This is a genomic window from Microterricola viridarii (assembly GCF_900104895.1).
Classification (GTDB): domain Bacteria; phylum Actinomycetota; class Actinomycetes; order Actinomycetales; family Microbacteriaceae; genus Microterricola; species Microterricola viridarii.
Genome location: NZ_LT629742.1, coordinates 1636131 through 1649689, shown reverse-complemented (window position 1 = coordinate 1649689; position 13559 = coordinate 1636131). Strand labels below are relative to the sequence as shown.

The following is a 13559-nucleotide window of genomic DNA, read 5'->3' as shown; positions in this document are numbered from 1 at the left end:
AGATCATTAGGAACGACGCGCACTTCAGCTCCCGGATTTCAACCGGGTCTGGCCTCTAGTCGTTTCTATTCGAGCGGGGGCACTGGCCTTCTAGCGCCGCTCAACCTCACAGAGGTCCCTCACACCTATCGACAATTCACTTATGCATCGCCTCTAGCGCTGCACCCTTACGTGTCTGTCATTCATACCGGAAGAATGACAACATTGTCATTCGTTCACAGCGTCTTCCAAGCTGCCGCGGTTTCGCCAGCCTTCGGCTGGCGAAACCTTGCCATCTGACCGCTGTGGCTCGTTCCCGAGTTACGTTGCAGATTCAAGTAAAGCGGCGGCCGAGCCGCCCTACGATAACCTTCGGGTTGACTCTGAGGGGGACGCATGAGCTGGATTGATCCGGAAGCCGCCGCGCAGTTTGTGAAATCTGTCGCGCCAGTAGTGGCGGGCGGGCTGGTGGCGCTAGCAGGCACAATCACGCTTTTCTGGCTACAGCAACGGGCAGAGCGGCGAGCCCGTGAAGCTCAGCGTGTCGAGGCCGCGTTTGAGAAGTTCATGTCCTTCTGTGCTTACGTCGCGCAGCGACTATCGATCGATGAACAGCGCCCGAAGTTCAGCCGGTGGGAGGTCTACGACATGGGATGGCGTTTCACCTGGGCCCTTCCTCATCGCGACCGGGCCGTCGGGGAATGGGCGATGCGGATTGTGGTCGGTACGGTCGAAGGATTCAGCGAAGGCGTCAACGACTTGGACAACTATCGCGAGAAGCTCAAGTGGGCGGAAGAAAACATGAACCTGGCAATCACCTTCCTTGATCGGTGGAAGCAAGGAAAGGTCAAACGCAAGTGGTTCTCGAATCAGTTGCGAGGTTTCGAATCGATTGACCCACCGTTGCCTCATCGGAAGCCCGCGGACGAGATGCCTGCACAAGGGACGTATTAAGAATTTGCCCCGTTGCAGGTCTCGGTCTCGCCGCCGTCCCGGTACGCGATGACGTGGTGGATCTCGGACCAGGCGGCCGGGATGGAGCAGCCGGGGATGATGCAGCCGCCGTCGCGCAGGCTGATCGCCCGCCGCTGGGCGGCGTTGAACACCCGATCGGTGCTGCTCAGGCTGACCAGGCGCCCGTCGCCGTCGATCAGGACGTGCTGCTGCCCGCCGGCACACACGAACTGCTCGACCGCCCGCAGGGAGATCGGGGCCTCGCAGCCCTCGATGAAGCCGGCGCCGCTGCCGGCGGCGAGGTCGGCCTGCCGCACGGAGACCAGCACGGTCGGGGCGGCCCCGCCCATGGTCGGGGCGGCGGCGCTGCGGGCGGCCCCGTCGATCAGGCTCGCGAACACATCGTGCCGGGCCTGCGCGGTCGCCCGCGGGTCCTTCGGCTGGTCCGGGTCGGCGTCGTTGAAGGTGGGCTTCGAGCGCGGGCTCAGATAGGCGTTCAGCAGGGACTCGAACTTGGCGTCGACCTCCGGCAGCAGCGCCATCCTGCGGTGCACCAACCCGTCCCGGGTCAGGCCGCCGCTGATGCCGCGCGCGGCCATCGCCCGCTCCTCAATCGGTTCGGTGCCGTCCTCGTCCAGGACGCTCTCCCAGACGCGGGCCTGCCCGCGCACCTCGTCGGCCGCGAACGGCAGTGGGGACTCGAGGGTGGGCCCGGTGGCCGCGGCGACGAGGGCGGTCTCGGCGTGTTCCACGTTGAGGTCGCCGACCCGGGCCCGGATCGGGTCCAGGGTGTCGATGATGGCGGCCGCGCTGTCGTAGCCGAGCGAACCGGCACGAAGGGCGTCGGCGACCTGCTCGAAGCGGGCCGGCATCGTGTCGCCGGTGAGCGCGACCCGGGCGCGGGTCGCCGCCCCGAGCCGCATCCGCTGCGTGATCGTGCGCTCGGACGCGAGCGTGGTCCGGGCGAGGAGCTCGACCCCGTTGCGGCAGCCCTTCTTCGCCGACAGCCGGTCCTCGCCGAGCTCGCGGCGGGAGCGGAACGCGACCTCCCCGGCCGCCCGGATGCGGAGCGCGTCGACGAGCCGGCCGACGGCCTCGGCCGTCGCGGTGAGCTCGAGCAGGGCGTCGTCGCGCAGCATCCGCTCATCGGATCCGGCGAGTGCGGCGGCGAGGAGGGACTGTGCCTCTGCCAGCTGCCCCGCCGCGTTTTCCATGCTCCTATTCTACGGCGGAATGCAAGCAATTCCCGAGAAAAATGCCTGATGTGGATAACTTTCCGCGCAGTGTCGGTGGGGCACGGTAGCGTCGGAAAGGGATGCCGTGGCCGGGCCGGAAACCGGGCTTCGGTCGCTCGTTCCTCGCTCCCTCAGCCGACGTGGGGAAAGAAGTTCAGCCGACGTGGGGAGAGGAGCTCGGCCAGCGTGGGGAGAGGAGCTCGGCCAGCGTGGTGAGAGGGACGCGGGAGTCGCACGCTGGCTGGAGGGAGCGCCAGCGACCGAAGCCATGACACGGCGCGAGACTGGCGATGACCTCGACGGGCTCAACCAGCGAGAAGACTGTCGCGCGGGAAACCGGGCTTCGGTCGCTCGTTCCTCGCTCCCTCAGCCGACGTGGGGAGAGGACGTGGAAGGCGGGCAGGAGATGCACGCCATCTGGACCGACAGGCGGGGAGAAGCACGCTGGCTGGAGGGAGCGCCAGCGACCGAAGCCCTGACACAGCGGGAAACGGGCGACCGCCACGACGGGCTCAACCAGCGAAAAGACTTTCCGGCGGGAAACCGGGCTTCGGTCGCTCGTTCCTCGCTCCCTCAGCCGACGTGGGGAGAGGACGTGGAAGGCGGGCAGGAGATGCACGCTGGCTGAAGGCGGGGCACGTGAGTCGCACGCCGGCTGGAGGGAGCGCCAGCGACCGAAGCCCTGACACGGCGTGAGACTGGCGACCGCCACGACGGGTTCAACCAGCAAAAAGACTGTCGCGCTGGAAACCGGGCTTCGGTCGCTCGTTCCTCGCTCCCTCAGCCGACGTGGAGAGAGGACGTCGAAGGCGGGCGGGAGTTGCACGCTGGCTGAAGGCGGGGCACGTGAGTCGCACGCTGGCTGGAGGGAGCGCCAGCGACCGAAGCCCTGACACGGCGCGAGACTGGCGATGACCTCGACGGGCTCAACCAGCGAGAAGACTGTCGCGCGGGAAACCGGGCTTCGGTCGCTCGTTCCTCGCTCCCTCAGCCGACGTGGGGAGAGGACGTGGAAGGCGGGCAGGAGATGCACGCTGGCTGAAGGCGGGGCACGTGAGTCGCACGCCGGCTGGAGGGAGCGCCAGCGACCGAAGCCCTGACACGGCGCGAGACTGGCGATGACCTCGACGGGCTCAACCAGCAAAAAGACTGTCGCGCGGGAAACCGGGCTTCGGTCGCTCGTTCCTCGCTCCCTCAGCCGACGTGGAGAGAGGAACGTGGAAGGCGGGCGGGAGTTGCACGCTGGCTGAAGGCGGGGCACGTGAGTCGCACGCTGGCTGGAGGGAGCGCCAGCGACCGAAGCCCTGACACGGCGTGAGACTGGCGATGGCTTCGACGGGCTCGACCAGCGGGTAGGGGGTGCGATCAGGCTGAAAACCGGTCTTCAGTCACTCGTTCCTCGCTCCCTCCAGCCGGCGTGCCGCCAGACGCGCGCTACACCCCCTGGCGGAGCGCCGAGATCGGCTCGATCTTGCTGGCCTTCGCCGCCGGGTATGCCCCGGCGACCAGGCCGACGACGGCGCCGAGCACGGCGCAGCCGAGCACCATCGGCAGGTCGATGATCGGCGTCCACTGCTGCACCAGCGACACCCCGACGACGGCGAAGACGCCGAGGGCGGCGCCGATGAGGCCGCCGAGCAGGCCGATCACGACCGATTCCACCGTGAACTGCGCCCGGATCTCGCGCCGTGTGGCGCCGAGGGCCCGGCGCAGGCCGATCTCACCGACCCGCTCCGAGACCGAGAGCAGGGTGACGTTGGCGATGCCGAGGCCGCCGGCCAGCAGCGCGATCAGGCCGAGCACGAGGAAGACAATGTTGACGTCGGCCTGCACGCTCTGCTGCAGCTCGGAGCCGGACTGCGGCGCGATGACGTCAAAGTTGTCCGGCGTGTTCGGGTCCAGGGCGATCGGTGCCTGCTTGCCGACGACGCTGCCCGCCCCGACGGCGATGCGCACGTGCAGTTCCTGGGCCGAGCCCATGCCGAAGTCGGCCCTGGCGGTGCCGGACGGCAGGATGACGGCGTCCAGCATGTCGGTGCGGCGCTGCACGTCGTCGATGATGCCGATCACCGTGTACGCGCGGTCGCCGATGAAGATCGCCGGCTGCCTGTCCACCCGGTTCACACCGAGCTCCTCGGCCGCCCGGGTGCCGAGCACGACGACGCGGTCGGCCCGCGCGTCGTGGCCGGCGTCGAAGAACCGGCCGGTCACCACGGAGCCGCGCACGGCGTCGAGCAGCCCGGCAGATCCGGCCAGAAGCGGCGGTCCGGCGCTCTGCGGCGCGGACGGGTCGTTGACGGGCACGGCGGTGATCCGCGCTCCGGCGGCATCCACCTGGCCGACGAGGCCGGCCTTCTCCACCCCTGCAAGGCGTTCCACCCGCTCCGGGGCGTCCCAGGGCAGCGAGGTCTTCGGCGTGCCGGAGCCGAACATGTTGCCGGTCTTGCCCGGCTGCACGAGCACCTGGGTGGCCGAGACGGAGTCGAACTGGCGGGCGATCTGCCCGGCGGCGGTCTGCGCGAAGCCGATCGTCACGACGAGCGAGGCGATGCCGAGCACCGTGCCCATCGTGGTCATCACGAGGCGCCCGGTGTGACCGCCGATGCCGTGACTGGCCTCGACCATCAGGTCTTGCACGGTGAAGCGGTCGGCGCGCTTGACTGGGTTCACGGGGCGCGGCGGGCGCTCCGCTTTGCTGAACGGCTTCTTCAGCCAGCCCAGCCACGTCGGAGTGCGCCACGTCGAAGTCCGCCACAGCGAGGCGCGCGTCATCGGAGCACGCTCACTCGGCCGTCGTCGATGCGGATGCCGCGGCGGGCCCGCTCGGCGACCGCGTTGTCGTGGGTGATCACGACGAGGGTGAGCCCGTCGGCGTTCAGCTCCTCGAACAGGTCCATCACCTCGCGGGAGGTCTGCGCATCGAGGTTGCCTGTGGGCTCGTCGGCCAGCAGCAGCCGGGGCTGGGCGATGACGGCCCGCGCGATGGCGACGCGCTGCCGCTCGCCGCCGGAGAGCGTCGTCGGCAGGAACCCGAGCCGGTGGCCGAGGCCCACCCGGTCCAGCGCGGCGCGGGCGCGCGGCATCCGCTCGGCCCGGGGCACCCCGCTGTACAGGGTGGAGATGAGCACGTTGTCGAGCACGGTGCGCCGCGGCAGCAGGTGGAAGGACTGGAACACGAAGCCGATGCTGCGCCCGCGCAGCGCCGCCCGCTCCTCCTCGCTGAGCGCGCCGGTGCGCACCCCGTCGAGCAGGAACTCGCCGACGCTCGGCCGGTCGAGCAGGCCGAGCACGTTGAGCAGGGTGGACTTGCCGGAGCCGCTGGGCCCGACGATGGAGAGGTAGTCGCCGCGGTTGATGGCGAGGTTCACGCCCTTCAGCGCCTGCACCTCCGGCGGGCCGGGGAAAGAGCGGGTGACGTCGATGAGCTCGACGACGGTGTCCGGGCTCTGCGAGTCGGTCATCGGCCGACCACGACCTGCTCGCCCTCCTCAATGTCGCCGCTGATCTCGACGAAGCCCTCTGCGGCCAGGCCCGTGGTCACGGCCACCAGCCGGGTGTCCTTCTCGCCGGGCTGGTACACCTCGACGCGGGACTCGCCGCCGGCGCCCGCCGTCAGCGCCGCGGCCGGAACGGCCAGCACCTCGCCGGCCGTCGCCCCGATCGGGATCGCGATGCGCACGTTCTGCCCCTGCAACGACGCCACCTGGTCCGGCGTCGGGTCGACCAGGGCGAGGCTCACGTTGTAGCGCGCGCCCGCCTCCTTGCCGGTGGCCTTGCGCGGCTCGACCGCGGTGACCCGCGCCTCGAGCGTGGTGTCGTCGAGGGTGACGGTGGCGATGTCGCCGATCGTCAGCAGCTTGGCGTCGCTCTCGGCCGCGGATGCCGCCAGCACCAGCTCGGCGCCGGAGACGCGCATCACGGCGCCCTGCGAGACGGTGCCGCGCTTGGCCATCACCTCGTCGACCCGGCGCGGCAGGCCGGCCAGGTAGATCACCTCGCTGGAGGGCAGGAAGGTGAGCGTGCCCTCCTCGGCTGCGGTCAGCGCCAGCCGGGCGTCCTCGAGGGCGCGCTGGGCGAAGCCGATGGCCGAGTTCTCGCCGCTGGTGTCCGGCGCGGCCAGGCCGGCGGAGCGCTCGGCGATGGCCAGGGCGAGGTCGCCCTCTGCGGCGGCGACGGCCTGCGGGTTCGGCTTGCCTGGCACCTCTGGCTTGGTCGGGTCGTCGGGTTGCACGGCGGGCGGGTTCTTCGCCGCCTCGAGGGCGAGCTCGGCGTTGCGCACGCGGTTGTCCAGCTGGATCCGCACCGCCTCCGAGGCCCCGGACGCCGCGGTGTTGAGCGCCCGCTGCGCGCTGGCCAGCCCCTCCTCGGCCGAGCGGACGCCGTCGCGCGCGCCGCGCACGGCCGCCGCGCTGCCCTCGGCGGGCTCGGGTGCCGGGTAGCCGACGCGGGCGTACAACTCGCCGATCGCGGCCGCGGTGGCGGCATCGAAGGTGTTCGAGCCGCCGGGGTCGATGCCGAGCGAGCGCAGCGCGTCTTTCAGCTGGGTCACGTCGGGGCCGGCGAGGCCCAGGCGGAGGCTGCGGTAGACGGGCAGCTCCCCCGGCAGCACGATCACCGGGCGCCCGGCCACCTCGAGGGCCACGGAGCCGGGCTCCAGCGTGGCGCCGGCCTCCGGCACGCGACCGGTGACGACGGCCGGCCCGCCGCGGTCCCCGGATTCCAGCGTGACCTCGACGGAGTCGGCGTACTGCACGTCACCGCGCAGGGTCACGTCGTTGGACAGGCTGCGCAGCTCGACGGGCACGGTGATCAGCCCGGGCTCCGGCGGCTTGGCGTCGGCCGCGGCCTGGCCGGGCGAGACGATGACCGCGCTGAGTGCGACGCCGGCGACGAGCGAGACCACTGCGACGGCAGCCAGCACCCAGAGGGCGCGGTTGCCGTGCAGCACGCGGCGCCAGCCGGAGACGGCCGGGTCGGCGGGCGCCTGATCGGCAGGCGCCGCGTCGACGGGCGCCTGATCAGTGTGGTCCGGATCGGCGGGCTCCTGCTCCGCCGTGCCGCCCGTGCCCGCCGGGGTGGGCTCCAGAATCTCCGCGAACTCGTCAGGTTCGCCGCTGCGCTTACCCATTACTTCTTCGTCGCGTAGTCGGCGAGCAGGGCGTCAAGCTCCGCCTTGTTGTCCTCGACGAAGCGGGTCTCCAGCGCGAACTGGGCCTTCAACGTCTCCTGCATGTAGTTCAGCTTCTCCGAGCAGCGGAAGTCGGCCAGTGCGACATCGATCTCCTGCTGCTTCAGCTCGGCGAGGGCTTCGGTGTTGTCGCCGAGCGGCTCGCCGGTCTCCTGGTCGTACTCCATGGTCTCGTAGATGGCGTTCTGCGCTTCGGAGATCAGGGTGAAGGCGTCCTGCTTCATGGTGAAGTCCGAGTAGCCGGCATCCGCCATGCAGCTGGCCCAGGAGCGGTCGAGCTCCTTGATCTTGGGGTCTTCCTGCATGGTGGTGTAGATCGCGCCCATCTTCTCGAACAGGCCCTGGTACTTCGGGTCGGAGTAGGCCTCCATCCCCTGGTCCTGGGTCGAGTGCTGGGCGGCGCCGTAGCATCCGCCGGTCTCCCAGTTGTACTCGTAGGCCTCGCCCGCCTCCATCGCGGCCATCTCCTCCTCGGAGGGGCCCGGCCCGTGCAGCGTCTCGTAGAAGGCGCTCACCTCGGACTCGGAGAGGGTGGAGAGGTAGTCCTGGTTCGGGTCGACGTAGTCGGAGACCTGCTCCTGCTGCGCTTCCATCTCCTCCTGGGTCTGCACCATGCCGTAGCCGTTGCTGGCGACCCATTCCTCGGTCTCGCGCTCGGCCATGTCGGAGCTGCCCATGGTGACGACGCTGCCGTTCTGGGTGTTCGGCGTGTACTCGAAGCCCTCGTCCTTCATGCAGGCCGCAACGAGCTTCTCGACCTCGACCTGCTGCTCGTCATACTTGGCCTGGTCCATCTCGCCCCAGAGCGCAGACGTGAAGGCGCTGAGCGGGCTGTCCTCGTACGTGAGGTCGCCCCCGCCACCGCCGTCGCCCGCGCCCGAGCAACCGCTCAGCGCGATGGTGGCGGCAACCGCCAGGCCGACAAAGGACAAAGAAGTGCCAGTACGCACGGTGACCCCCAACTCGTGTGTCGCGGGACGGCGCTGCTGCCGAAACGGACCCCAGCCCGTCATCCCCCGCCCGAGCCTAGCGGATGCCGGGCGGGCGGAACGGGATGACGGGCTGGGGGAACAGCTGGCGGTGGGCCTACGCGGTGGCGTCGACCTCGTCGTCTCCGGCGTCTGCGTCGTCGTCTGCGTCGTTCTCGTCGATCTCGCGCGGCTTCACATACGGGTCCTCGTCACCGGCGTAGGCCGAGGTGGCGGCCAGCCCGGCGACCGCGGTGTCGCGCTCGCGCGCCTCCCGCAGCAGGTCGTCGATGTGCGCGGCGTTCTCCGGGATCGCGTCGAGCAGGAACTCGAGCGACGGCGTGAGCCGCGCGGTGAGGTTCTTGCCGACCTCGCTGCGGAACATGCCGGTGGCGGCCTTGAGGGCTGCCGCGGTGTCCGCGCGCTCCTCGTCGCTGCCGTACACCGTGTAATAGACGGAGGCGTGCTGCAGGTCGCCGGTCATCTGCACATCGGTGATGGTCACGAAGCCGATGCGCGGGTCGCGGATGCCGCGCTCGAGGCGCTTGGCGATGATCACCTTGATCCGGTCGGCCATCTTCTTGGCGCGTGCCTGATCTACCATGGTCATTTTCCTCTCAATGGGAACTACTTAAAGAATGAGAACAATGGCCGAGCCAGAGAGAATCTGACTCGGCCATTGTCACAGAGGGTGAGCTCCGTGCCTGAACCTAGGCGCGGGGCTTCTCCTTGAGCTCGATCGTCTCGATCTCGTCGCCGACCTGGATGTCGTTGAACTTGCCGAGGCCGATACCGGCCTCGAAGTCCGTGCGCACCTCGGTGACGTCATCCTTGAAGCGACGCAGCGACTCGATGGCCAGGTTGTCCCCGACGACGATGCCGTCGCGGATGACGCGGGCCTTGGCGTTGCGCGTGATCGTTCCGGAGCGGACGATGACACCCGCGATGTTGCCGAACTTGGAGGAACGGAACACCTCGCGGATCTCGGCGACGCCCGACTGGACCTCTTCGTACTCCGGCTTGAGCATGCCCTTGAGCGAGCCCTCGATCTCGTCGATCGCGTTGTAGATGACCGAGTAGAAGCGCACGTCGACGCCTTCACGAGCGGCACGCTCGCGCGCCTTCGTGTCGGGGCGCACGTTGAAGCCGACGATGATCGCGTTGTCGATGGTCGCCAGGTTGACGTCCGACTCCGTGATCGCACCGACGCCGCGGTGGATGATGCGCAGCTGCACGCTGTCATCGACCTCGATCTTGAGCAGCGACTCCTCGAGGGCCTCAACGGCACCCGAGACGTCACCCTTGATGATGAGGTTGAGCGACTCGACCTTGCCCTCTTCGAGAGCACGGGTGAAGTCTTCGAGGCTGATGCGCTTGCGAGCCTTGGCCAGCAGGGCGTTGCGCTCTGCGGCTTCACGCTTCTCGGCGATCTGACGGGCCATGCGGTCGTCGTCGGTCACGATGAAGGTGTCACCGGCGCGCGGAACGCTGGAGAGACCCTGCACCTGGACCGGGCGCGACGGGTAGGCCTCGAGCACGGCGTCGCCGTTCTCGTCGGCCATGGCACGCACACGGCCGTAGGCGGTACCGGCGACGATCGAGTCGCCGACGCGCAGCGTTCCCGACTGGATGAGCACGGTTGCAACCGCGCCGCGACCCTTGTCGAGCTTGGCCTCGATGGCCACACCGCGGGCGTCCTTGTTCGGGTTGGCACGCAGGTCGAGACCGGCGTCTGCGGTGAGCAGCACGGCGTCCAGGAGGTCCTGGATGCCGATGCCGTTGCGGGCAGACACGTCGACGAAGATGACGTCTCCGCCGTACTCCTCGGCAACGAGGCCGAACTCGGTCAGCTGCTGGCGGACCTTGGCCGGGTTGGCCTCCGGCTTGTCGATCTTGTTGACCGCGACGACGATCGGCACGTTGGCAGCCTGGGCGTGGTTGAGCGCCTCAATGGTCTGCGGCATGATGCCGTCATCCGCCGCGACGACGAGGATCGCCATGTCGGTGACCTGGGCACCACGGGCACGCATGGCGGTGAACGCCTCGTGGCCCGGGGTGTCAATGAAGGTGATGGCGCGCTCGTGGCCCTCGTGCTCTGTCCACACCTGGTAGGCACCGATGTGCTGGGTGATGCCACCGGCTTCACCCTCGACGACGTTCGCCTGGCGAATCGCGTCGAGCAGTCGGGTCTTACCGTGGTCGACGTGACCCATGACAGTGACGACGGGCGGGCGGATCTCGAGATCCTCGTCCGTCTCGTTCTCCAGCTCCTGGTCGAGATCCATGCCGAAGCCCTCAAGGAGCTCGCGGTCTTCCTCTTCAGGGGAGACGACCTGGATCTTGAAGCCCAGCTCCTCGCCGAGCACCTGGAAGGTGGCCTCGTCGAGCGACTCCGTTGCCGTTGCCATCTCACCGAGGTGGAACAGCACCGTCACGAGCGAACCGGGGTTCGCATCGATCTTGTCTGCGAAGTCCGCGAGGGATGCACCACGGCGCAAGCGCACGACGGTGCTGCCGTTGCCACGGGGAACGCTCACGCCGCCCAGCGACGGAGCCTCCCTCATCTCAAATTCGGCCCTCTTCGTCCGCTTCGACTTGCGTGCCTTGCTCTTGCCGCCACCGCGACCGAACGCACCAGCGGTTCCACCGCCGGGGCCACGGCCACGGCCGCCCGCTCCGCCGCCGGGGCGAGGAGCGAAGCCGCCTGCGGTGCCGGGGGCACCACCGGTGCCGCCGGGGCGCTGGAAGCCGCCGCCGGCCGGGCGGGCGCCCGGCGTGCCGGGGCGCTGCTGGAAGCCGGGGCGCTGGCCGAAGCCGGCCGGGCGCTGGCCCATGCCGGGTCCACCGGGGCGGGGGGCGCCGGGGCGCGGAGCCGCGGGACGCGGGATGTTGCTCGGCGTCGGGCGCTGGCCCATGCCCTGCGCGCTGGCGAAGGGGTTGTTGCCGGGGCGGGGGTTCGCGGGACGCTGGCCCATGCCCTGGTTGGAAGCGAAGGGGTTGTTGCCCGGTCGCGGTGCGGGGGCGCCGGGGCGCGGTGCACCGGGGCGCGGGATCGAGGATGCCGGAGCGCCGGGCGTTGCCGCCGGGGCGGGAGCCGCGGCGTCGGTCTTCTCGGCGGCAGCCGGGGCTGCCTCGCTCGTGTCGGTCGTTGCGGTCTCGGCGACGGCCTTGTCGGCAGCAGCCTTCTCAGCGGCAGCCTTGTCGGCCGCGGCCTTCTCGGCGGCAGCCTGGCGCTCGGCGACAGTCATCGGAGCGCTCGGCACTGGTGCCGGCGGCCGCGGGGCTGCCGGGGCAGCCTCGGCGACGGGCTCGGCCGGGGCCGAAGGCGTCGGAGCCTTGGGTGCCGGCTTGGCAGCGGCCGGCTTGGCCGGCGCGGGTGTTGCAGTTCCGACGAGTCCGGCGGCCTCGAGGGCAGCCTTCAGTCGGCGAGCAACCGGCGGTGCGATGCTCGAGGACGGTCCCTTGACGTATTCGCCCATCTCTTTGAGCTTGTCAAGGGCAGCCTTGGTGTCGACATTGAGTTCGGTAGCGATCTCATGTACGCGTGGATTTGCAGCCACAATTCTCCTGTTCCGGGTCTGCACCCGGAAAGGGGCAAACCGTTAGTAACGGACGGGACTCATTTTGAGCCGCTCATTAGTTGTTACTCATTAGATGTTCACGGTGCCATTCAGCCTGTTCTCTAAGGTGATCGTGTCGAGTGCGCTCGTCACTCGCAGCGCACGCCCGAAGGCCCGACGCTGCACTGCCACGCGGTAGCACTCGATCGTCGGATGCAGCCACGCACCCCTCCCCGGCAGAACGGCATTGTCATCGACAACAAGTTCTGATTCCCGGGCAACAACCCTCAGAAGTGAGGATTTCGGAGCGCGTGAACGGCAAGCAACGCACGTTCTAACGGGTTCCATCGTAGCACTCACTGTTCAGTCGGGCCGACCTGGCGTGTCGGGGCCAGGCCCCCTCCCGCGCCGGGATCGGTGCGGGAGGAAGGCCAGGGGAACACGTTCCAGAGATTTCTTGATGTTTGGCTGCCGACTTTCACATCGCTAGCGCGACGTGGCCGCCGGCACGACCGGCATCCACTCAGTCCTCGAGGATGGAGTCCGGCTGGATGTCGATTTTCGCGCCAGTCAGCTTCGCCGCCAGGCGGGCGTTCTGCCCCTCCTTGCCGATCGCCAGCGAGAGCTGGTAGTCGGGCACGAGCGCGCGAACGGCCTTGGTGGCCTCGTCGATCACGAACGCACTGGTCACCTTGGCCGGCGACAGCGCGCTGGCGACGAAGGCGGGCAGGTCGGCCGAGTAGTCGACGATGTCGATCTTCTCGTTGTTGAGCTCCGCGGTCACCGCGCGCACGCGCTGGCCGAGCTCGCCGATGCAGGCGCCCTTGGCGTTGACGCCGGGCTCGGTCGCCCGCACGGCGATCTTCGTGCGGTGGCCGGCCTCGCGGGCGAGCGAGACGATCTCCACGACGCCGCTGGCGATCTCGGGGACCTCCAGTGCGAAGAGCTTGCGCACGAGCGAGGGGTGGGTGCGAGACACGGTGATCTGCGGGCCCTTTGCCCCCTTGGCAACGCTCGTCACGAAGACGCGGATGCGCTGGCCGTGCTTGTACTCCTCGCCGGGAACCTGCTCCTCTGGGGGCAGGATCGCCTCGATCGTGCCGAGGTCGACGTGGATCATACGCGGGTTCGGGCCCTGCTGGATCACGCCGGCGATGATGTCGCCCTCGCGCCCGCGGAACTCGCCGAGCACCGCGTCATCCGCGAGGTCGCGCAGGCGCTGGTTGATGACCTGCTTGGCGGCGAAAGCCGCGATGCGGCCGAAGTCATTGGGAACATCCTCGGACTCGCCGATGATGTTGCCTTCTTCGTCGAGCTCGGGAACCATGACGGCGATGTGGCCGCTCTTCCGGTTCAGCTCGACGCGCACTCCCTGCGGATCCACGTGACCGTGCGATTCGGGGTTGACGTGCTTGACATATGCGGTCAGGATCGCCTGCTCGATAATCTCCACGAGCTCGTCGAAGGGGATTTCCTTCTCGCGTTCCATCTGACGCAGGACGCTGAGGTCGATGTCCATTGCCGGCCTCCTCTATTCACATTCTCGCCACCGCAAAAGCGTGCGGTGGCGTACCGATCTACGTTAGCTGACTCTCGGGCCGTTCGACACCACGGCGCGACATTTCTGGGGCGCCGAGCCCGGACTGTCGAGGAATTCCCATCATTTGACGGGCCC

At 68.9% G+C, this 13559-nt stretch carries 10 protein-coding genes; 1 reads left to right on the top strand and 9 read right to left on the bottom strand.

Features of this window, described 5'->3' with window-relative positions:
- Positions 1-375 precede the first annotated feature (375 nt).
- Complete coding sequence (locus tag BLT62_RS07485) at positions 376-933, top strand: hypothetical protein (RefSeq protein ID WP_156786274.1); 558 nt, start codon at positions 376-378, stop codon at positions 931-933.
- Here the strand turns inward: BLT62_RS07485 and BLT62_RS07480 are convergent.
- The 9 genes from BLT62_RS07480 to nusA all read right to left on the bottom strand — a co-directional run bounded on the left by BLT62_RS07480 (position 930) and on the right by nusA (position 13403).
- A complete protein-coding gene (locus BLT62_RS07480; RefSeq protein WP_083363491.1) occupies positions 930-2147 on the bottom strand; it encodes an HNH endonuclease signature motif containing protein in 1218 nt (405 codons plus the stop codon). The genes BLT62_RS07485 and BLT62_RS07480 overlap by 4 nt on opposite strands.
- A gap of 1455 nt (positions 2148-3602) precedes the next feature.
- The gene (locus tag BLT62_RS07475; RefSeq protein ID WP_083363490.1) at positions 3603-4940 is read right to left on the bottom strand and encodes an ABC transporter permease; all 1338 of its coding nucleotides are present in this window, start codon (positions 4938-4940) and stop codon (positions 3603-3605) included.
- Positions 4937-5629, bottom strand: a complete 693-nt coding sequence (locus BLT62_RS07470; protein ID WP_083363489.1) for an ABC transporter ATP-binding protein — start codon at positions 5627-5629, stop codon at positions 4937-4939. Before BLT62_RS07470 ends, BLT62_RS07475 begins: the two co-directional genes overlap by 4 nt.
- Positions 5626-7296: an efflux RND transporter periplasmic adaptor subunit gene (locus tag BLT62_RS07465; RefSeq protein WP_231919389.1), complete on the bottom strand. Its 1671-nt coding sequence runs from the start codon at positions 7294-7296 to the stop codon at positions 5626-5628. Before BLT62_RS07465 ends, BLT62_RS07470 begins: the two co-directional genes overlap by 4 nt.
- Entirely contained in the window at positions 7296-8306 is a 1011-nt protein-coding gene (locus tag BLT62_RS07460; RefSeq protein WP_172829659.1) for a hypothetical protein, read from the bottom strand. The genes BLT62_RS07465 and BLT62_RS07460 overlap by 1 nt, the downstream gene beginning before the upstream one ends.
- Before the next feature lie 136 nt (positions 8307-8442).
- A complete protein-coding gene (gene rbfA, locus BLT62_RS07455; protein WP_083363487.1) occupies positions 8443-8928 on the bottom strand; it encodes a 30S ribosome-binding factor RbfA in 486 nt (161 codons plus the stop codon).
- Between the two features lie 106 nt (positions 8929-9034).
- Complete coding sequence (gene infB / locus BLT62_RS07450) at positions 9035-11884, bottom strand: translation initiation factor IF-2 (RefSeq protein ID WP_083363486.1); 2850 nt, start codon at positions 11882-11884, stop codon at positions 9035-9037.
- Positions 11885-11974: 90 nt separating this feature from the next.
- The gene (locus BLT62_RS07445) at positions 11975-12232 is read right to left on the bottom strand and encodes a YlxR family protein (RefSeq protein WP_083363485.1); all 258 of its coding nucleotides are present in this window, start codon (positions 12230-12232) and stop codon (positions 11975-11977) included.
- A gap of 175 nt (positions 12233-12407) precedes the next feature.
- On the bottom strand, positions 12408-13403 hold the full coding sequence (nusA, locus tag BLT62_RS07440) for a transcription termination factor NusA (RefSeq protein WP_083363484.1): 996 nt from the start codon (positions 13401-13403) through the stop codon (positions 12408-12410).
- Between the last annotated feature and the right edge of the window lie 156 nt (positions 13404-13559).